Annotated in this window: 22 protein-coding genes; 15 read left to right on the top strand and 7 right to left on the bottom strand. The window is 54.7% G+C overall.

The genetic code is table 11. From position 1 onward, the window contains the following. Positions 1-2: 2 nt before the first annotated feature. From AOY23_RS04910 to AOY23_RS04895, 4 genes are read right to left on the bottom strand one after another with little or no spacing between them, the layout of a single operon-like run. Positions 3-1,421: a YlbE family protein gene (locus tag AOY23_RS04910; RefSeq protein ID WP_054177703.1), complete on the bottom strand. Its 1,419-nt coding sequence runs from the start codon at positions 1,419-1,421 to the stop codon at positions 3-5. Then, on the bottom strand, positions 1,421-2,968 hold the full coding sequence (gene fdrA / locus AOY23_RS04905; RefSeq protein ID WP_054177702.1) for an acyl-CoA synthetase FdrA: 1,548 nt from the start codon (positions 2,966-2,968) through the stop codon (positions 1,421-1,423). Before fdrA ends, AOY23_RS04910 begins: the two co-directional genes overlap by 1 nt. Continuing rightward, entirely contained in the window at positions 2,946-3,821 is an 876-nt protein-coding gene (locus AOY23_RS04900; protein WP_081005624.1) for an oxamate carbamoyltransferase subunit AllH family protein, read from the bottom strand. Before AOY23_RS04900 ends, fdrA begins: the two co-directional genes overlap by 23 nt. Before the next feature lie 39 nt (positions 3,822-3,860). Further along, on the bottom strand, positions 3,861-4,466 hold the full coding sequence (locus AOY23_RS04895) for an ankyrin repeat domain-containing protein (RefSeq protein WP_054177701.1): 606 nt from the start codon (positions 4,464-4,466) through the stop codon (positions 3,861-3,863). A gap of 394 nt (positions 4,467-4,860) precedes the next feature. Between AOY23_RS04895 and AOY23_RS04890 the strand changes: the two genes are divergently transcribed. The 3 genes from AOY23_RS04890 (at position 4,861) to AOY23_RS04880 (ending at position 6,698) form a co-directional block, all read left to right on the top strand. Next, entirely contained in the window at positions 4,861-5,793 is a 933-nt protein-coding gene (locus AOY23_RS04890) for a LysR substrate-binding domain-containing protein (protein WP_054177700.1), read from the top strand. A gap of 68 nt (positions 5,794-5,861) precedes the next feature. Further along, the gene (locus tag AOY23_RS04885) at positions 5,862-6,161 is read left to right on the top strand and encodes an ArsR/SmtB family transcription factor (RefSeq protein ID WP_054177699.1); all 300 of its coding nucleotides are present in this window, start codon (positions 5,862-5,864) and stop codon (positions 6,159-6,161) included. 9 nt (positions 6,162-6,170) lie between these two features. Beyond that, on the top strand, positions 6,171-6,698 hold the full coding sequence (locus AOY23_RS04880; RefSeq protein WP_054177698.1) for a rhodanese family protein: 528 nt from the start codon (positions 6,171-6,173) through the stop codon (positions 6,696-6,698). A gap of 72 nt (positions 6,699-6,770) precedes the next feature. Here AOY23_RS04880 and stpA read toward each other — a convergent pair whose 3' ends face one another. Beyond that, positions 6,771-7,172: a DNA-binding protein StpA gene (gene stpA, locus AOY23_RS04875; protein ID WP_054177697.1), complete on the bottom strand. Its 402-nt coding sequence runs from the start codon at positions 7,170-7,172 to the stop codon at positions 6,771-6,773. Positions 7,173-7,647: 475 nt separating this feature from the next. Here stpA and alaE point away from each other — a divergent pair, with 475 nt between their 5' ends. Next, complete coding sequence (alaE, locus tag AOY23_RS04870) at positions 7,648-8,097, top strand: L-alanine exporter AlaE (protein WP_054177696.1); 450 nt, start codon at positions 7,648-7,650, stop codon at positions 8,095-8,097. A 32-nt stretch (positions 8,098-8,129) separates the two neighbouring features. Here alaE and AOY23_RS04865 read toward each other — a convergent pair whose 3' ends face one another. After that, positions 8,130-8,477, bottom strand: coding sequence for a DUF2002 family protein (locus AOY23_RS04865; protein ID WP_054177695.1), 348 nt, complete (start codon positions 8,475-8,477; stop codon positions 8,130-8,132). A gap of 162 nt (positions 8,478-8,639) precedes the next feature. Between AOY23_RS04865 and AOY23_RS04860 the strand changes: the two genes are divergently transcribed. From AOY23_RS04860 to proX, 8 genes are all read left to right on the top strand, one after another. Further along, positions 8,640-8,966 carry an ElaB/YgaM/YqjD family protein gene (locus AOY23_RS04860; RefSeq protein ID WP_054177694.1) on the top strand — a complete coding sequence of 109 codons (327 nt, stop codon included), beginning with the start codon at positions 8,640-8,642 and terminating at the stop codon, positions 8,964-8,966. Between the two features lie 272 nt (positions 8,967-9,238). Next, a complete protein-coding gene (nrdH, locus tag AOY23_RS04855) occupies positions 9,239-9,484 on the top strand; it encodes a glutaredoxin-like protein NrdH (protein ID WP_054177693.1) in 246 nt (81 codons plus the stop codon). Then, positions 9,481-9,891: a class Ib ribonucleoside-diphosphate reductase assembly flavoprotein NrdI gene (nrdI, locus tag AOY23_RS04850; RefSeq protein ID WP_054177692.1), complete on the top strand. Its 411-nt coding sequence runs from the start codon at positions 9,481-9,483 to the stop codon at positions 9,889-9,891. The genes nrdH and nrdI overlap by 4 nt, the downstream gene beginning before the upstream one ends. After that, a complete protein-coding gene (gene nrdE, locus AOY23_RS04845; RefSeq protein WP_054177691.1) occupies positions 9,864-12,008 on the top strand; it encodes a class 1b ribonucleoside-diphosphate reductase subunit alpha in 2,145 nt (714 codons plus the stop codon). The genes nrdI and nrdE overlap by 28 nt, the downstream gene beginning before the upstream one ends. A gap of 10 nt (positions 12,009-12,018) precedes the next feature. Further along, positions 12,019-12,981, top strand: a complete 963-nt coding sequence (gene nrdF / locus AOY23_RS04840; RefSeq protein ID WP_054177690.1) for a class 1b ribonucleoside-diphosphate reductase subunit beta — start codon at positions 12,019-12,021, stop codon at positions 12,979-12,981. Between the two features lie 355 nt (positions 12,982-13,336). Next, positions 13,337-14,539: a glycine betaine/L-proline ABC transporter ATP-binding protein ProV gene (gene proV / locus AOY23_RS04835; RefSeq protein WP_054177689.1), complete on the top strand. Its 1,203-nt coding sequence runs from the start codon at positions 13,337-13,339 to the stop codon at positions 14,537-14,539. Next, a complete protein-coding gene (proW, locus tag AOY23_RS04830) occupies positions 14,532-15,602 on the top strand; it encodes a glycine betaine/L-proline ABC transporter permease ProW (protein ID WP_054177688.1) in 1,071 nt (356 codons plus the stop codon). Before proV ends, proW begins: the two co-directional genes overlap by 8 nt. A gap of 16 nt (positions 15,603-15,618) precedes the next feature. Further along, a complete protein-coding gene (gene proX, locus AOY23_RS04825; protein ID WP_054177687.1) occupies positions 15,619-16,614 on the top strand; it encodes a glycine betaine/L-proline ABC transporter substrate-binding protein ProX in 996 nt (331 codons plus the stop codon). Positions 16,615-16,659: 45 nt separating this feature from the next. Here proX and AOY23_RS22485 read toward each other — a convergent pair whose 3' ends face one another. Next, a complete protein-coding gene (locus tag AOY23_RS22485; protein ID WP_152958435.1) occupies positions 16,660-17,001 on the bottom strand; it encodes a hypothetical protein in 342 nt (113 codons plus the stop codon). A gap of 310 nt (positions 17,002-17,311) precedes the next feature. On the opposite strand from AOY23_RS22485, the gene AOY23_RS04820 reads away from it, so the two are divergent. The 3 genes from AOY23_RS04820 to ygaH all read left to right on the top strand — a co-directional run bounded on the left by AOY23_RS04820 (position 17,312) and on the right by ygaH (position 19,703). Continuing rightward, positions 17,312-18,496 carry an MFS transporter gene (locus AOY23_RS04820; RefSeq protein WP_054177686.1) on the top strand — a complete coding sequence of 395 codons (1,185 nt, stop codon included), beginning with the start codon at positions 17,312-17,314 and terminating at the stop codon, positions 18,494-18,496. Positions 18,497-18,631: 135 nt separating this feature from the next. Next, positions 18,632-19,378 carry an AzlC family ABC transporter permease gene (locus tag AOY23_RS04815; RefSeq protein WP_054177685.1) on the top strand — a complete coding sequence of 249 codons (747 nt, stop codon included), beginning with the start codon at positions 18,632-18,634 and terminating at the stop codon, positions 19,376-19,378. Then, positions 19,368-19,703 carry an L-valine transporter subunit YgaH gene (gene ygaH / locus AOY23_RS04810; protein ID WP_054177684.1) on the top strand — a complete coding sequence of 112 codons (336 nt, stop codon included), beginning with the start codon at positions 19,368-19,370 and terminating at the stop codon, positions 19,701-19,703. The genes AOY23_RS04815 and ygaH overlap by 11 nt, the downstream gene beginning before the upstream one ends. The last annotated feature ends 25 nt before the right edge of the window (positions 19,704-19,728 follow it).

The following is a 19,728-nucleotide window of genomic DNA, read 5'->3' as shown; positions in this document are numbered from 1 at the left end:
CCTTATAAAGAGTAGCGATCGCGGTACGTCAGAATGGCCTTTTCAAAGCAGGCGAACGGCGGGTGAACAATCCCCGCGCCGATCATCCCGACACCCGCATCCTTGTGCGCTATCGCGGTGTTGATCACCGGCAGAATGCCGCTGCTGCCCACGCGCGTAATATCAATGGCCGTCGGCACGCCCATAAAGCCGAGCAGGGGAATGGTGACGTTGGGGTTTTCGCCGAGGGTGATTTCGCGCATCTGGCGCGAGAAATCGACGGCTTCTTCCACAGTACCGCCCACCAGCGCCACGATGGCCGGGGCTGTCGCCATCGCAAAACCGCCGATGCCGTAGGTTTCGGTGATCGCGCTGTCGCCGATGTCCAGACCGGAATCTTCCGGCTTATAGCCCGCAAACATCGGGCCGATCACCTGCTGCGCCGGGCCGGTGAACCACTGCCCCGGCAGACCGCTGACGCGCAGACCGAACTCCACGCCGTTACGCGCCATCGTCGTCACCACGGTGCTGTATTCGATGCCGTGTGCCGCGTCCATTGCCGCTTTACACATCGCCATCCACGTCGGGCCGGAGAAGTAATCGCTGCTCAACACGAACTCAAACACCTCACGTTGTTGCGCCACCGGATACCCGGTCTGGATAATCCACGGCGTCAGCGCCTGGATCAGCAGCGCGGTACCGGCGTTGTTGCGATTGTGGCATTCGTCACCCATGTGCAGCGCCTGCGCCAGCATCAGACGCAAATCGATTTCACCCGCCAGCTTCATGGCGTCGCGCAGCATCGGCCCCATCACATCGCGCATCCAGATCAGGCGGTCAATCACGCTCTGATCGTTAGCGCCCATGCGCAGGATCTTCGCCATCTGCTCGCTCATGTTGGTATAAGCGCGGTTGCCGTAGGTTTTGTTTTCAACGATGTGCATAAACATGGACGCCGACGTGACGCCTGCCATCGAGCCCACGCAGTCGTGTTCGTGGCACGGCGAAAAGGTGATTTCGCCGGAGGCCGCCAGTTCAGCGGCTTCATTGAGATCCTTCGCCAGCCCTTCAAACACCAGTGCTCCGGTAACCGCGCCTTTCATCGCACCGCACATCTTTTCCCAGCGCACCGGCGGCCCGGCGTGGAGGATGGTTTTCGGCGTCATGCCGGGGACGACGTTGATTGCCTGGTCATAACCGATCAGCACCGGGTGAGACTGAATAATGCGCTCCAGCGCCTGCTGGTTAGCGGCGGCGATTTTGTCTGCCAGCGACGAACCGGCAATCTGATCCAGCGCCTCAACCACCTGCATGTTGCCCTGCCCTGGCGGCGTCCAGTCGAGCTGGGTCACTGGTGTGTGCTGCTTTTTCAGATCGTCGCTGAACATGGCGATGCCCACGTTGATAACGTTCAGCGGTTGGGTAAACAGTGACTGGCTCATCAGGCTTCCTCCCCTTTCATCACAAATTCACGCGCCAGCAATCCGGTATTGGTGCTGCTGCTCGCCCAGATAACGCCCGCGTCGGTCAGCATCTGGCACTGCTGCGCCAGCGACGGCGTGTCGATGTCGGTGCCAAGCACGTAGCCGAGGATCTCCAGCGGACGGCCATCGGCCTTCGCAATGGCTTTGGCTTCTTTGATGGCGTCGATCATCACGCCGACCGGATCTTCGTGCGAACCGAAGCCGAGGACGAAATCCATCACGATCACCGCCACTTCCGGATCGCGCGCTTCCTGCAACAGGCGGCTGATACGGTTGGTCGGGTCGATCATCGGGTGTGGTTTGCCGTTGGTGAAATCGTCATCGCCAAAATCGAGGAAGGTATGGCCGATGCTGCGATTGAGATCTTTCAGGCGATAAGCCGGATCGGGGTGAATGTTGCTGTAGACCTCGGTATGTTTTTCCATCGCCGCAAACATCGCTTCATCACACAGCGTGCCGCCGCAGAACAGACCACGAATGTATTTCTGCTGTGGCGTCAGACGGGCGCGAACTTCAGCGATCAACGGCAGGTTGAGCGGATGGAGATCCAGGCTCTCCTGCTTAATGCCGGTTAACAGCACTGCTTTCAGCGCCGCTTCTTTAGTGCCGCGGGCGAACTGTAGCCCGGCTTCATCCGCAGGCGGCGCTTCACGGCCGAGGAAGCACACCACTACCGGTTTTTTACAGGCTCGCGCGCGTTCCAGCACCTTGCGAGCCACCGCGGGCGCGGGCGGTTTAGAGATAAGCGTAATGATCTCTGTTTGCGGATCAGCTTCCAGCATGCCTATCGCGTCGAGCATCATCAGGCCGCCGATGCGCTCGCTCAGGTCGCGACCGCCGGTACCAATCAGTTGTGAAATGCCGCCGCCAAATTCGTGGATACGGACGCTCAGTTCCTGACTGCCGGTGCCGGAAGCGCCGACAATGCCGATGTTGCCGCGACGCACCGCATTCCCGAAGCACAGCGCGGCACCGTTAATAATGGCGGTGCCGCAGTCCGGCCCCATCATCAGCAGTCCTTTATCATGCGCCAGCTGTTTCAGCGCCAGCTCGTCTTCAAGGGAAACGTTGTCAGAGAACAGCATCACGTTGAGATCGTTTTGCAGCGCCTGACGCGCTTCACGGGCGGCAAACAGGCCGTTGACAGAGATCACGGCCAGATTGCTGTCAGGGATGTGTTTTTTCGCACTGGCAAGCGTGGCGTAGCGCGCCTCGTGCTGCCCGCCCTGCTCTTTGTGGGTGAACAGATCTTCAATGGCCGCCAGCGATGCGTCGTTGGCCGCGTCGCTGGCTCCTTTAATGACGATCATCAGATCGCCATTTTTCGCTTCTTCCAGTTCAGGCGTCAGTAAGCCGAGATTTTTCAGTACGCCTTTATTCATCTCGGTCGCCATCGCGACAAATGCCTGCTCGACGCCGTCAAGTTTATTGGCTCGCGTCGAAATGGACATCAGTGAGACGGAATCGAAATACGTGTTCTTTTTAACAACTATCCTGATTGACATAATTCCCTCCGGACCAGTGGCTCAGCGCGCAGGCGTCCGCCATGCCAAAAAGCATGTCGCAGCCTGAACTTGAACCGATATTTTTAATGTCGGTAATATGTTGAATCGTTAATTTTTCAGATTCGGTAATCAGGCGGGTAATAAATCGCCCGATATGTTCCCGATAACGCTGCTGAAAAGCGGCTTCAAGAGTCACCGCACTGAGCAACGTGGTATTCTTTCTGGCGCGACTGAGCGCCGATAAAAATACCTCGCGATATTTTTCCGCCGGGTGTCCGCGAATAAATAAAATAACGCCGAGGCCTACCAGATAATCATCCGCCGATGGCGTCAGCCCAATACCCAGGCCAATAAATTCCGCAACGGCATTTTCCACATTGTATTGCTGCACCAGCGCCTGATATAAATCCTGGCGGCGCTGTTGTAATACTCTGGCGATTTCCTGATAAAAAACGTTGTCGCCGCGATAAAGAAATAAGGTCTCGTTTTCCTGTAATTGCTGATGGAGCGTCTCACTCCATCGCTGCCAGGGGATCTGTTGAAATTGTTCTGCGGTAAGCGCCCACTTCGGCGCCAGCCAGCGCTGACAGGAGGATGTGTCTATCCATTTGTCTTCACCTACCGCAATACCTGAATCACTAAACTGAACCTGTTCGCCGGGTCGGAACAGGGTGTCGCACTGCGTGAGCGCCAGCCGACAGCTGTTCGGCGCATTGTCGCAGCCTTCGCTGAGTAACGTCAGCAACTGCTGCGTTTCGGGAATAAACAGGTTCACCGCCCGGGAAAAAACCTGTTCAACCCTGCCGCACAATCTCGTTGTGAGAAAGGCGTCATCCGCCGTTAACGCCTGCACGCACTGCCGTAATGGCGTGGCGATAATGGCTCTCCTCTGTCAGGCACCCGCGGCGATCAACAGCTCAGCAATGGCGTGATAACCTTTTTCCCGCGCCAGCGTCAGCGGGGTTTTGCCGTATTTATCGGTCATGTGTGGATTCGCGCCGTGGTCGAGCAGCAGCTTAACGATCTGCTGCTGTTTTTCGCCGCCGTCATTCAGCACGATGGCTTCCAGCAGTGGCGTCCAGCCAACAAAATTGGTGTGGTTGTAATTAATTTCCGTACGGGTCAATAATTCACGGACAATGTCAACGTGCCCTTTTTCACTGGCGGGAGTAATACCCACGCCGCCAAAACGTGTCAGGCGATCAAGATCGGGATTTGCTGGCAGTACAATACGCAACAGCGTTAAATCATTATTCAGGCAGCTAATCAGGAAAGGGTTAAAACAGGTCTGGTCCTGTTTATTAATATCCGCGCCAGCATCAATCAACAAAGAAACACACTCGTAATGTTTATTCAGGCTGGCGATAATAATAGCCGTGCGACCCTGGCGATTGGTGGCGTTTATATCAACGTTTTTCGCGAGACAGGATTTTAATGCTTCGGCGTTTCCCTGTTCCGCAGCATGCAGAAATTCTGCAATAAGTTCTTTCTCAGACATATTTCGTACTCCGGCAATTTCTGATGTGTCTTGATTTTCCAGTGATCTGAGAATAGCAACAGCGTAACGATAAAAACATCCGCTTAAATTTCATTCATCGTAAGCGCAGCGATTATTGAAAAGGATTTAACAATGGAAGCAAAACGTGCGGTAGTGCAATCTTTTTCTTAGGGTAAACACAGTTTTTGGCAATAACAGCGGCTGCTGAGAAACCGTCACCGTGGCGCGCAGCTTGCGGCCTGCCATGAAAGTTCAGTAGTGTGATTGTCTTCAAATCAAATGTAATCGCAGTGTTAAATTCTGTTCAAAACTGATTGCCCGTCATAAGGATTACAAATACATTCAACAATCGGGCCGTGGCAGACTGAAGTCTTATGATCAGGGAGCGTGTTGCATGAATTCAATATTTACCGAGGAAAACCTGCTGGCGTTCACCACCGCCGCGCGCTACAGCAGTTTCAGCAAGGCCGCCGAAGAGCTTGGCTTAACCACCTCGGCCATCAGCTACACCATCAAGCGGATGGAGACGGGTCTCGACGTGGTGCTGTTTACCCGCAACACCCGCAGCATTGAGCTGACCGAATCCGGTTTCTACTTCTTTCGCAAAGCCACCGACCTGCTGAATGATTTCCACGCCATCAAGCGCAGCATCGATACCATCGCGCAGGGCATCGAAGCGCGGGTGCGTATCTGCATCAATCAGTTGCTGTATACGCCCCGCCATACCGCGCGTTTATTGCAGGTACTGAAAAAACAGTTTCCGACCTGCCAGATAACGGTGACCACCGAGGTGTATAACGGCGTCTGGGATTCGATCATCAACAATCAGGCCAATATCGCCATCGGTGCGCCCGACACGCTGCTTGACGGCGGCGGCATTGATTACACCGAGATAGGCGCGATCCGTTGGGTGTTTGCCTTCCCGCCGGATCATCCGCTGGCGTTTTTGCCGGAGCCGATTTCAGAAAGCCAGTTGCGCCTCTACCCCAACATCATGGTGGAAGACACCGCGCATACGATTAACAAAAAGGTGGGCTGGTTGCTGCACGGTCAGGAGGCGATTCTGGTGCCCGACTTCAACACCAAATGCCAGTGCCAGATCCTCGGCGAAGGCATCGGTTTTTTGCCCGACTACCTGGTGCGGGAAGCGATGGAAGACGGCCTGCTGGTTATCCGCCAGATCCACAATCCACGCCAGGACTCACGCATGCTGCTGGCAACACAACACGCCGCCACCGGGCAGGTCACCCAGTGGATCAAAAAAGAGTTCAGCCCCGGCGGCGTGCTCACCGGCATCTATCAGGATTTACTGCATCGGGAAGTGTGACTTCCCGCTGGTCATTCGCCCTTTTTTATTTTAGTATTTACTAAATTTAGAAAATGCTAAACAAACAAATGACCGAACTCGAACAACTTCAACAAAGCGCCGATCAGGCTGCAGCAATGCTGAAAGCGATGAGTAACCCCCATCGTCTTCTCATTCTGTGCATGCTGAGTGGCTCGCCCGGCACCACCGCGGGTGAGCTGGCGCAAATCACCGGGCTTAGCCCTTCTGCAACGTCCCAGCATCTCGCCAGAATGCGTGATGAAGGGCTGATCGACTGCGAACGCAACGCGCAGCGCCAGCATTACTTCATCCGGCATCCGGCGGTAAATCAAATCATCAGCACCCTGAAAGCCATCTGGTGCCCGTAAGGAGACGATATGACCTGTGCCACTCTGAGCCCGCGCGATGCGGAAGCCCGCATCCGCCAGGGCGCTCAATTGATTGATATTCGCGAAGCCGATGAATATGCCCGCGAGCATATTGCGCAGGCGCGGCTGTTTCCCCTCAGCGCTATTGAGAAAGGCGAATGCCTGTCGTTGCAGGCCAGCGATGAGGTGATTTTTCACTGCAAAGCCGGGAAGCGGTCATCGGATAATGCGGTGAAACTCGTCGCTGCTGCCGCGCCCGGAAAGGTCTGGCTGATGGAGGGCGGCATTGATGCCTGGAAGCAAGCCGGACTGCCGACAGAGGAAGATAAATCCCAGCCGCTACCGCTGATGCGTCAGGTACAGATTGCGGCAGGGGTGCTGATACTCTGCGGCGTGATCCTCGGCTACACCGTTGCGGAAGGCTTTTTCCTGTTGAGCGGATTTGTGGGTGCCGGATTATTACTGGCAGGCGTGAGCGGATTTTGCGGAATGGCACGATTGCTGGCGGTCATGCCGTGGAATCGCCGGGCGTCGTAATCAGAATTTATTAACGATTGCGTTAATCAACAGCAAAAAATAAGGCGGTGAGGCCATGCTCACCGCCACAGATTAAATCAGGAAGTCATCCATTGATTTACCGTTTGCCAACGCCTGGGCAATCGGTTTCGGTGTTCTTCCCTGACCCGTCCAGGTTTTTACTTCACCATCAGTATCGGTAAAGCGATATTTCGCCGGACGTGCTTTGCGTTTCGCCGGACCTTGTGCAGACGCGCTGTTGGCTTTCAGTAATTCTTCCGGCGAGAGGCCGTCAGCTTTGATAAGTTCAAGCCAGGCATTGATTTTTTCCTGCTGCTGCATGCGTTCCTGATGCATCTCCTGCTGATCAGCACGCTTTTCTTCAGTCACGATCCTGAGTTTTTCCAGCATATCTTCAAGAACGTCAATGGAGAATTCCCGCGCCATCGCACGCAAGCTACGAATATTATTAAGTTTTTGCAGTATTAAAGACATATATATTCCAGACCTTTATTTAAAACACAATATTACACACTCCGCCGGTAGCTTAATATAATCGCCATCGTTTTGAAACCCATATTTGTGCTGTCTGGCTTTAATTATTAGCACTCATATTAGTTGTTTAATTATTAATTATAATTCAGAGGTCATCAGAAAAGACTAATAATGCGGTAACAGACGACCATCAACGCTTCCGTTTTTTGAGACGATATATCAGTCACAAACCGAAAGCCTAACTCATTGAAATTAAATAACATTATTAACCTTAAGCAATTAAAATAGCAAAAACTGTAAAAAAGGCCCGATCGCAGAGCATTTTATTGACAAAACGCTTCTAAATAAAAATTTAACACTAGTTGTTACTTTTTATCCAGTTGTATATTCTATAAACACCTGAACCAGCCAACCAATCACGCTGCAAAACAGGACATCCCCTGGTGTTTACGGCTAACTTTTGAGGAGCAAATCGATGTTCTCTGCGCAGTCCCGCCTGCGTCATGCGGCAGCAGATACCTTTGCTATGGTGGTCTACTGTTCCGTCGTGAACATGCTGATTGAGGTTTTTCTCTCAGGTATGACCTTCGAGCAGTCGCTGTCATCGCGGCTGGTGGCGATCCCGGTCAATATTCTTATTGCATGGCCATACGGAATGTATCGCGATGTGATTATGCGTCAGGCAAAACGCCTGAGCCCGGCGGGCTGGATGAGAAATCTGGCGGATGTGCTGGCGTATGTGACGTTCCAGTCGCCGGTGTATGTCGCTATCCTGCTGACGGTAGGCGCTGACTGGCACCAGATTGTCGCGGCGGTGAGTTCGAATATTGTCATTTCGATGTTGATGGGCGCCGCTTACGGCTACTTCCTTGATTATTGCCGCCGCTTGTTCCGCGTAGGCAATTATTACCAGGCCAAAGCCTGATATTTAGCGACTGGCATACGCCAGTCGTTTTTTCAATTGACGGAATCACCAAATAATCCGTTTAAAAAACGCTCCAGCGCGATCCGCGAACTGAAACCATGAGGGATACCATAATGCTCTCGCGCATCACCCGCCAGGTAGAGGGGGAATTGCTGGTAATGATCGCAGGTTTTAATTTCCGACGCAGGTTCCGCCAGCATGTTACTGCGCTCTTTCAGCGCCGGGTGGATGATTAATGCCGTACGCCCCATGCGGGCTTCACGATTGACGTAAACATAATTCTCACCACGGCGATATCCGTACGTTTTTTGGGTTACGCTATCCATCGTAAATCCCGCTTTTTCAAGAACGCGCGCCACCTCATCGGGTCGTAAATACATAATAATTCCTCGTTATCTTTTACTGCATCGCTACCTTATCGTATTCAGCAATAGCATCGCTTTCAGAAAATTCCACAAAGGGAGCAATAAGGCGTGATTTATCTCAGAGGATAAAAAATCTGTTCTACACTTTACTTCACCGCGAAAACGAAGGAGGGTCACATGTTTAACCGACCAAACAGAAACGACGTGAATGACGGTGTACAGGATATTCAGAATGATGTCAGCCAGCTGGCCGACTCGCTGGAAGCCGTGCTGAAATCCTGGGGCAGTGATGCCAAAGACGAAGCCGACGCCGCGCGTCGCAAGGCGCAGTCGCTATTGCGTGAAACCCGCGCCAGAATGCATGGACGGACCGTAGCACACCAGGCGGCCCGCGATGCTGCGGATTGCGCTTATACCTTCGTACGCGATCGTCCCTGGCAGAGCGTTGGCGCTGCTGCCGCTGTCGGTATTTTTATTGGCGCATTGCTGAGTTTACGCCGATAATCATACTGTCAGTGATGAGAATAAATACGCGTCTACCCCTGTGGGCTTCTGCCCGCAGGGGTTTTTATTTTTAGCGGTATGCCCCTGTAATTTCGGGATAAATCCCCCTTCCCCCGCCACGTTCATCAACAGAGGTTAATCAACCTAAAAATACTATATATTGTATGGTTGAAGTTTAATTCAACTACATCTAGTATTTCCTTTGTAGTCACCACACCCTGACCGACGCTCACCATTGCGCCGCTTTGTCATTTTAAACGGAAATACGAATCATGCGCATTACTATTTACACTCGAAATGATTGTGTTCAGTGCCACGCCACGAAACGGGCGATGGAAAGCCGTGGATTTGAATTTGAGATGGTTAACGTCGACCTGCACCCCGAGGCCGTGGATTCCCTGCGCTCGCTGGGTTTCCGTCAGTTGCCGGTCGTGGTGGCGGGTGAGACGAGCTGGTCCGGCTTTCGTCCGGATATGATTAACCGTCTGCGTCCGGATGCCATTGCGGCCAGCGCATGAGTCAGCTCGTTTACTTCTCCAGCAGCTCCGAAAACACGCTCCGCTTTATTGAGCGTCTGGGGCTGCCCGCGGTGCGGATCCCGCTCAATGAGCGCGAACGCATCCAGGTGAACGAACCCTACATTCTGGTGGTCCCGAGCTACGGTGGCGGCGGAACCGCAGGCGCCGTGCCCCGCCAGGTGATCCGCTTTTTAAACGATCCCCATAATCGCGCGCTGATCCGCGGCGTGATTGCCTCGGGCAACCGCAACTTTGGCGAGGCGTTTGCCCGTGCCGGTGATGTCATCGCGCAAAAATGCGGCGTGCCGTACCTGTGGCGCTTTGAGCTGATGGGCACCCAATACGATATCGACAGCGTTCGGAAAGGAGTGAACGAATTTTGGCAACGACAACCGCAGAGCGCGTGATGCAGAGCACGCCGGACTACCATGCCCTGAACGCCATGCTGAATCTGTATGATGCAGAGGGCCGCATTCAGTTCGACAAAGACCGGGAAGCCGTGGCGATGTTTATGAGCAGCCACGTGCAGCCAAACAGCGTCGTGTTTGATTCGCAGGATGCCCGCCTCGACTGGCTGGTCGCCGAAGGGTATTACGACGCCAACGTGCTGGCGCGTTATTCGCGCTCTTTCGTGGTCGAGTTGTTTGCCCACGCGCACGCCAGCGGTTTTCAGTTTCAGACGTTCCTCGGCGCGTGGAAATATTACACCAGCTATACGCTGAAAACCTTCGACGGCAAACGCTATCTGGAACATTTCCCGGACCGGGTGGTGATGGTGGCGCTGACGCTGGCGCAGGGTGATGAAGCCCTCGCCCGCCAGTTGACGGAGGAAATACTCTCCGGGCGTTTTCAGCCAGCCACCCCGACATTCCTCAACGGCGGCAAACAGCAGCGCGGCGAACTGGTCTCCTGCTTTCTGCTGCGCATTGAAGACAATATGGAGTCGATCGGTCGTGCGGTGAATTCAGCGCTACAGTTGTCAAAACGCGGCGGCGGCGTGGCGTTTCTGCTCTCCAACCTGCGTGAAGCGGGTGCGCCAATCAAGCGGATTGAAAACCAGTCCTCCGGGGTCATTCCGGTGATGAAAATGCTGGAAGATGCCTTCTCCTACGCCAATCAGCTCGGCGCGCGTCAGGGCGCGGGAGCCGTTTATTTGCATGCGCATCACCCGGACATTCTGCGTTTCCTTGATACCAAACGCGAAAACGCCGACGAAAAAACCCGGATTAAAACGCTGTCGCTGGGCGTGGTGATCCCGGACATCACCTTCCGTCTGGCGAAAGAAAACGCGCAAATGGCGCTGTTCTCACCGTACGACGTGGAGCGCCTGTACGGGAAAGCGTTTGGCGATATCGCCGTCAGCGAGATGTACAACACGCTGGTTGCCGACGCGCGGGTCCGTAAAAGCTGGATTTCCGCCCGTGACTTCTTCCAGACGCTTGCCGAAATTCAGTTCGAATCCGGTTATCCGTACATTATGTATGAGGACACGGTTAACCGTGCCAACCCCATCGCCGGGCGCGTCAACATGAGCAACCTGTGCTCAGAAATTTTGCAGGTCAACAGCGCATCCACCTACGACGAGAATCTCGATTACGCCAACACCGGGCGCGATATCTCCTGCAATCTGGGGTCGCTGAATATTGCCCACACCATGGATTCCCCCGACTTTGGTCGTACCGTTGAAACCGCAGTACGCGGCCTGACGGCGGTCTCAGACATGAGCCACATCCGTTCGGTACCATCGATCGAAGCGGGCAACGCCGCCTCCCACGCCATTGGCCTCGGGCAGATGAACCTGCACGGTTATCTGGCCCGCGAAGGGATCGCCTACGGCAGTGAAGAGGGGCTGGATTTCACGAATTTTTATTTCTACACCATCACCTGGCATGCGCTGAATACCTCGATGCTGCTGGCGCGCGAACGCGGTCAGCGCTTTGCGGGTTTTGAGCAGTCACGCTATGCCAGCGGTGAGTTTTTCGACCAGTACCTGGAAGGCGACTGGCAGCCAAAAACCGGGAAAGTCCGTGCGCTTTTTGCCCGCGCTGGTATCACCCTGCCCGACCGCGCGATGTGGCAGCAGTTACGTGATGACGTGATGCGCTATGGCATTTATAACCAGAACCTGCAGGCGGTGCCGCCGACCGGGTCTATTTCGTATATCAACCATGCCACCTCCAGCATTCATCCGATTGTCTCGAAGGTGGAAATTCGCAAGGAAGGCAAAACCGGGCGCGTGTATTATCCGGCGCCGTTTATGACCAACGACAACCTGGCGCTGTACCAGGATGCGTATGAAATCGGACCGGAGAAAATCATTGATACCTACGCCGAAGCGACGCGCCATGTCGATCAGGGGCTGTCGCTGACGCTGTTCTTCCCCGATACCGCCACGACACGCGATATCAACAAAGCGCAGATCTACGCGTGGAAGAAAGGGATCAAGACGCTGTATTACATTCGCCTGCGTCAACTGGCGCTGGAAGGTACTGAAATTGAAGGCTGCGTGTCCTGCGCGCTGTAAGGAGAGAAGGATGAACCGATTATCACGCGTCAGCGCCGTCAACTGGAACAAAATTCAGGACGATAAAGATCTTGAAGTCTGGAGCCGTCTGACCAGCAACTTCTGGCTGCCGGAAAAAGTGCCGTTGTCGAACGACATTCCGGCCTGGCAGACGCTCACGCCCGCAGAGCAGCAACTGACGATCCGCGTGTTTACCGGTCTGACACTGCTCGACACCATTCAGAATACCGTGGGTGCGCCGTCGCTGATGCCCGATTCGCTGACGCCGCACGAAGAAGCGGTACTGTCGAATATCAGCTTTATGGAAGCGGTACACGCCCGTTCTTACAGTTCGATTTTCTCGACACTGTGCCAGACCCGGGATGTCGACGCCGCTTATGCCTGGAGTGAAGAAAACGCACCGCTGCAGCGCAAAGCGCAATTGATCCTCGACTATTACGCCGCCGACGAACCGCTGAAAAAGAAAATCGCCAGCGTCTTTCTCGAATCGTTCCTCTTTTATTCCGGTTTCTGGCTGCCAATGTATTTCTCCAGCCGCGGCAAGATGACCAACACCGCGGATCTTATTCGCCTGATCATTCGTGATGAAGCCGTTCACGGTTATTACATCGGCTATAAGTATCAGAAAGGGCTGGAGAAAGTGAGCGCCGGGAAACGCGAAGAACTTAAACACTTTGCTCTGGAACTGCTGATGGAGCTGTATGACAACGAGATAGCCTACACCGACGAACTGTATGCGGGTAGCGGCTGGGAAGAGGACGTAAAAGCGTTCCTTTGCTACAACGCCAACAAGGCGCTGATGAATCTTGGCTACGAGGCGCTGTTCCCGCCCGAGATGGCGGCGGTGAATCCGGCGATCCTCGCCGCGCTGTCACCGAATGCGGACGAAAACCATGACTTCTTTTCCGGCTCAGGATCATCCTATGTAATGGGCAAAGCGGTCGACACCGAAGACGAAGACTGGAATTTCTGATACGCCTGTTTTGGGGGAAATATTTACGGTTATTTACCGAAATATTTCCCCTTTTCTGCCATTTTTTCCACACAAATATTTATCACCGACTACACTGTCATCGCGCCGTCATATTCGACTGAATCATCACGATCCAGCCGAAATTGTGCTGGGTGACAGCAAGTTTTTGACAAAAATTCAATTCCCGCTCAGCCCTTATCTCATGGGAAACTCCGGCGATTCTCGCCAGACCAATGCCACGCCATTTCCCCACCAAGGGTTGTCTCAGATTCTGAGTATGTTAGGGTATTGCCAGACAATTATTTTTAATCGGGTAATTTATAGCGCAAATATATAACAGGAAACTTCTTATTGCATGGCAATTAAATTAGAAATCAAAAATCTCTATAAAATATTTGGCGAGTCTCCACAGCGGGCTTTCAAATATATCGGAAAAGGACTTTCGAAAGAACAAATTCTGGAAAAGACGGGACTGTCGCTTGGCGTTAAAGACGCCAGTCTGGCCATTGAAGAAGGCGAGATATTTGTCATCATGGGATTATCCGGCTCCGGTAAATCCACTATGGTACGCCTTCTCAATCGCCTGATTGAACCCACCCGCGGACAGGTGCTGATTGACGGCGTGGATATCGCCAAAATATCAGACAACGAACTCCGTGAGGTTCGCAGAAAGAAAATTGCGATGGTCTTCCAGTCATTCGCCCTGATGCCACATATGACCGTGGTGGATAATACTGCGTTCGGCATGGAACTCGCCGGAATATCACCACAGGAACGTCAGGAAAAAGCCCTTGATGCATTACGTCAGGTGGGGCTGGAGAATTATGCCCATGCTTATCCTGATGAATTATCCGGCGGCATGCGGCAGCGTGTTGGTCTGGCCCGCGCATTAGCCATCAATCCCGACATCTTATTAATGGACGAAGCCTTCTCAGCGCTTGATCCCTTAATTCGAACTGAGATGCAGGATGAGCTGGTGAAATTGCAGGCGAAACACCAGCGTACCATTGTTTTTATTTCGCATGATCTCGATGAAGCGATGCGAATAGGCGACCGCATTGCCATTATGCAAAATGGCGAAGTGGTTCAGGTCGGTACGCCAGACGAAATTCTGAATAATCCTGCCAACGATTATGTCCGCACTTTCTTCCGTGGCGTGGATATCAGCCAGGTGTTCAGCGCCAAAGACATTGCCCGCCGTTCGCCGAACGGATTGCTTCGCCGTACGCCAGGTTTCGGCCCGCGCTCAGCGCTGAAATTGCTGCAGGATGAAGACCGTGAATTCGGTTACGTCATCGAACGCGGCAATAAATTCGTCGGCGTTGTTTCCATTGATTCCCTGAAAGCCGCACTGACGGAAGGTCAGAGTATCGACGCCGCGTTGATTGACGCGCAGCTGGCTGTCGATGCTCAGACACCGCTCAGCGAGTTGCTCTCCCATGTCGGTCAGGCGCCCTGCGCGGTTCCGGTGGTGGACGAAGAACAACAGTACGTTGGCATCATTTCAAAGCGCATGCTGCTACAGGCTTTAGATCGCGAGGGGGCAAACAATGGCTGATCAAAATAATCCGTGGGATGCCGCACCCGCAAATGACAACGCCGCCGCATCGGCAGATGCCTGGGGCGGCGGCGGTTCAACACCAGCACCGACTGACGGCGGTGGCGCCGACTGGCTGAACAACGCGCCTGCGCCACAGCCGGAACATTTTAATATTATGGATCCGTTCCATAAGACGCTGATCCCGCTCGACAACTGGGTGACGCACGGCATTGACTGGGTGGTGATGCATTTCCGCCCGCTGTTCCAGGGCATTCGCGTGCCGGTGGATTACATTCTGAGCACCTTCCAGCAATTGCTGATGGGGATGCCTGCGCCGGTCGCTATCGTGCTCTTCGCGCTGATCGCCTGGCAGATCGCCAGCCCCGCCATGGGGATCGCGACACTGATTTCGCTGATTGCCATCGGCGCCATCGGTGCCTGGTCGCAGGCAATGGTCACGCTGGCGCTGGTACTCACTGCACTGTTTTTCTGCATGATCATCGGCCTGCCGCTCGGGATCTGGCTGGCGCGCAGCCCGCGCGCATCGAAAATCATTCGTCCGTTACTGGATGCGATGCAGACCACCCCGGCGTTCGTCTACCTGGTGCCGATCGTGATGTTATTCGGTATCGGCAATGTGCCGGGCGTCGTGGTGACCATTATCTTCGCCCTGCCGCCGATTGTCCGTCTGACCATTCTGGGGATTAACCAGGTGCCTGCGGACTTGATTGAAGCATCACGCTCGTTTGGCGCCAGCCCGCGCCAGATGCTGTTCAAAGTGCAGTTGCCGCTGGCGATGCCGACCATTATGGCCGGGGTGAATCAGACCCTGATGCTGGCACTGTCGATGGTAGTAATCGCCTCGATGATCGCCGTCGGCGGTCTCGGTCAGATGGTTCTGCGCGGCATCGGTCGTCTCGATATGGGTCTGGCGACCGTCGGCGGCGTGGGGATTGTCATTCTCGCCATTATTCTCGACCGCCTGACCCAGGCAATGGGTCGCGACGCCCGCAGTCGCGGCAACCGTCGCTGGTACTCTACCGGCCCCATTGGGTTGATCACTCGCCCTTTCACTAAATAACGAATAAGGAACAACGATGCGACATCAAGTACTTTTTGCCACAGCGTTTGCCACCCTTGTATCCACCAGCACATTTGCTGCCGATCTGCCTGGCAAAGGCATTACCGTTCTGCCGGTACAAAGCACCATCACGGAAGAAACCTTCCAGACGCTGCTGGTCAGCCGCGCACTGGAAAAACTGGGTTATACCGTCAGCAAGCCGAGTGAAGTGGATTACAACGTCGGCTACACCTCTATCGCGTCCGGCGACGCCACCTTTACCGCCGTTAACTGGCAGCCGCTGCATGATGACATGTACGCCGCCGCTGGTGGTGACAAGAAATTCTACCGTGAAGGCGTGTTTGTGACTGGCGCGGCGCAGGGTTACCTGATCGACAAGAAAACCGCTGAGCAGTACCACATCAAAAGTATCGATCAGCTAAAAGATCCGAAGATCGCCAGCCTGTTTGATACCAACGGCGACGGCAAAGCGGACCTGACTGGTTGTACGCCGGGCTGGGGCTGCGAAGCGGTGATTAATCACCAGATTGGCGCGTACGACCTGAGCAAAACCGTCGAGCACAATCAGGGGAACTATGCGGCGATGATGGCCGACACCATCACCCGCTTTAAAGAAGGCAAACCCGTGCTGTATTACACCTGGACGCCGTACTGGGTGAGCGACGTGCTGAAACCGGGTAAAGATGTGGTCTGGTTGCAGGTACCGTTCTCTTCAATGCCTGGCGAACAAAAAGACATCGACACCAAACTGCCGAACGGTGCGAACTATGGTTTCCCGGTGAATACCATGCACATTGTCGCCAACAAAGCCTGGGCGGAGAAAAACCCGGCGGCGGCGAAATTGTTCTCGGTGATGAAACTGCCCATCGCCGATATCAACGCCCAGAACGCCATGATGCATCAGGGCAAAGCCTCTGAAGCAGACATTCAGGGTCACGTGGATGGCTGGATCAACGCCCACCAGCAGCAGTTTGATGGCTGGGTAAAAGAAGCGCTGGCGGCGCAGAAGTAACAAGAAAAGCCCCTGGCGATGAAGTGCGCCAGGGGCTTTTTATCTTTAACGGCAGCCCGCCCGTCGTGCTCTCGCCATATAATCAACCGCTTCAGATTCACTGATTACGCTGCCTGTCGCCGATGAGATGCCTGGCGAACGGTTGCCGAGGCCCTTCACTGATGAGACCGGCAGCGCCATTGACGTTAGTACCGTGATACCCGATAAAGGTGGATTGCGTGGTACGGGAAGGTCCGGCGTAAGAGGTGAGCGCTTCATTCGTGCCGCTTCAGGGTTTTTATTTTTCACCGCCTTCGCAGACACACCTGTGGCCACCGATGCTGCTACCGTCACGCCAGTTTCTACAAACCCTGCCGTCGTCACAGCGGCGGCGGCACCTTCTGACATCGCTATCTGTTGATACCGCCTTCGCCAAACGGGCCAGAGAAGCTGACACTCTGCTACGCTTTGCTGCCTCGCCAAACGGCGACCAGCCATGAAGGTCATTCCCGGTTAATTGTAATGTCATAAAAAATACTCCAGTCTGGTGAGATGAGACAGGAGGGTGGTATTTCAGCAATACCAGAATTGCACCTTAAAAAAACAGAGCCAGGCAAAATAAAAACAAATGGCACTTTCCGACACCAGACATACTCCTCATTTTTCTCACTTTGGTTATCATGACGTTATCGCTTAATCCTTTATCTGATGAATATTCATGACCAAACCCAATTCTGGACTGAGCCCGGCGTTAATCGTGCTGATGTCAGTGGCGACCGGGCTGGCTGTTGCCAGCAACTATTACGCGCAACCTTTACTCGACACTATCGCTCGCGCCTTCTCGCTTTCCGCCGGGCAGGCCGGTTTTATCGTCACCGCCGCGCAACTCGGCTATGCCGCAGGGTTGCTGTTTCTGGTGCCGCTGGGCGATATGTTCGAGCGCCGGGGACTTATCGTTACCATGACGCTGCTGGCGGCGGGTGGCATGCTGATCACCGCCTGCAGCCAGTCACTGACGTTGATGATTATCGGTACCCTGTTGACCGGGTTGTTTTCTGTGGTGGCGCAGATTCTGGTGCCGCTGGCCGCCACGCTCGCCACGCCGGACAAACGCGGCAAAGTCGTGGGTACGATCATGAGCGGCCTGCTGCTTGGGATCCTGCTGGCGCGCACCGTCGCAGGGCTGCTCGCCAGTCTCGGTGGCTGGCGCACGGTCTACTGGGTCGCCAGCGTATTGATGGTGCTGATGGCGCTGGCGCTGTGGCGCGGTCTGCCGAAGATTAAGCAGGAAAATCATCTTAACTATCCCCAGTTGCTGGGCTCGATTTTCCGTTTGTTTTCCGGAGAAAAACTGCTGCGCACCCGCGCCCTGCTCGGCTGCCTGACCTTCGCCAATTTCAGCATTCTGTGGACGTCGATGGCTTTTCTGCTGGCGGGCGCACCGTTTCACTTTTCTGAAGGCGTGATCGGCCTGTTTGGCCTCGCAGGTGCAGCAGGTGCATTGGGCGCGCGTCCGGCTGGAGGACTGGCGGATAAAGGCAAATCTCACCTCACCACCACCCTCGGTCTGGTACTGCTGTTGCTGTCGTGGATCGCCATCTGGTTCGGTCATGTTTCTGTGCTGGCGCTGGTTATCGGCATCCTGGTGCTTGACCTCACCGTTCAGGGAGTGCATATCACCAACCAGACGGTGATTTACCGCAGCCACCCCGAGGCGCGCAACCGTCTGACCGCGGGTTACATGACCAGCTACTTTATTGGCGGCGCGGCGGGTTCGCTCCTCTCCGCATCAGCCTGGCAACACGCGGGCTGGACCGGCGTATGTCTCGTGGGTGCCATCGTCGCCGTACTGAATTTGCTGGTCTGGTGGCGTGGCTATCATCGTATGGCGCCCGAGGCTTAAGTAAAATTCACCCGTCTCATGCCTTTACCAGACTGCGGGGTGTTAAGCCGCCCTTCAGTCTGTTAAGGTGTAACGACTTATTAACCCGGGTTACTTTTTCGCCCGTTATTTATTCGTCATTCAGTTAAAACCACTATGGAAACCCCTGCCGAATTGACGGGTGTGCCGTCGCCTGGTCCGTCAACGCTGTTCGAAGGCGTAAAAGACAGTTTACCGATTGTCATCAGCTATATTCCCGTCGCGTTTGCCTTTGGACTGAATGCCACGAAGCTCGGATTTACGCCGCTCGAAAGCGTTTTCTTCTCCTGCATTATTTACGCGGGCGCCAGCCAGTTCGTGATCACCGCGATGCTGGCCGCTGGCAGTTCACTGTGGGTGGCGGCGCTGACCGTGATGGCGATGGATGTGCGCCATGTGCTGTACGGCCCCTCGTTGCGCAGTCGCATTGCGGCACAGTTGCGTAAACCGAAAACCGCGCTGTGGGCCTTCGGGCTGACGGACGAAGTGTTTGCCGCGGCCACCGCAAAGCTGGTGCGTGATCAGCGCGGCTGGAGCGAAAACTGGATGATCGGCATCGCCTTCTGTTCCTGGGCTTCCTGGGTACTCGGTACGGTGATGGGCGCGTATTCCGGCAGCGGTTTGCTGGAGGGGTTCCCGGCGGTGGAAGCGGCGCTCGGCTTTATGCTGCCCGCGCTGTTCCTGAGTTTTCTGCTGGCCTCGTTCCAGCGCAAGCAGTCGCTGTGCGTCACCGCGTCGCTCGTCGGCGCGCTGGCTGGCGTGACGCTGTTTTCGATTCCCGCCGCGATCCTTGCGGGCATCGTCTGCGGCTGCCTGACCGCGCTGGTGCAGTCCATCCTGTCGGGAGAACTCAATGAGCACTGATGTTCTGTTCCTCGGCCTGCTGGTGGGGTGCGCTAACTATCTCTTCCGCTACCTGCCGTTACGCCTGCGAGCCGGGCATCATCGCCCGTCGCGCCGGGGCGCGGTTGGCGTACTGCTCGACACCATCGGCATCGCTTCAATTTGCGCGTTGCTGGTGGTGTCCACCGCGCCAGAAGTGATGACGGATGCCCGTCGCCTGTTACCGACCCTGATCGGTTTTGCCGTGCTGGGCGTCAGCTTCTGGAGAACGCGGAGCATTATTTTCCCCGTGCTGCTGAGCGCGCTGGCCTATGGCCTGGCATGGAAATATTTATTCCTTTTATAGACTTGAATAATGAACTTCGCACAAA

Origin of the sequence: Trabulsiella odontotermitis, assembly GCF_001297775.1 — a bacterium.
In the GTDB taxonomy this organism is placed as follows: Bacteria; Pseudomonadota; Gammaproteobacteria; order Enterobacterales; family Enterobacteriaceae; genus Trabulsiella; species Trabulsiella odontotermitis.
Note: the sequence above shows the minus strand (reverse complement) of the source record. Positions and strands in the feature narration are given on the sequence as shown.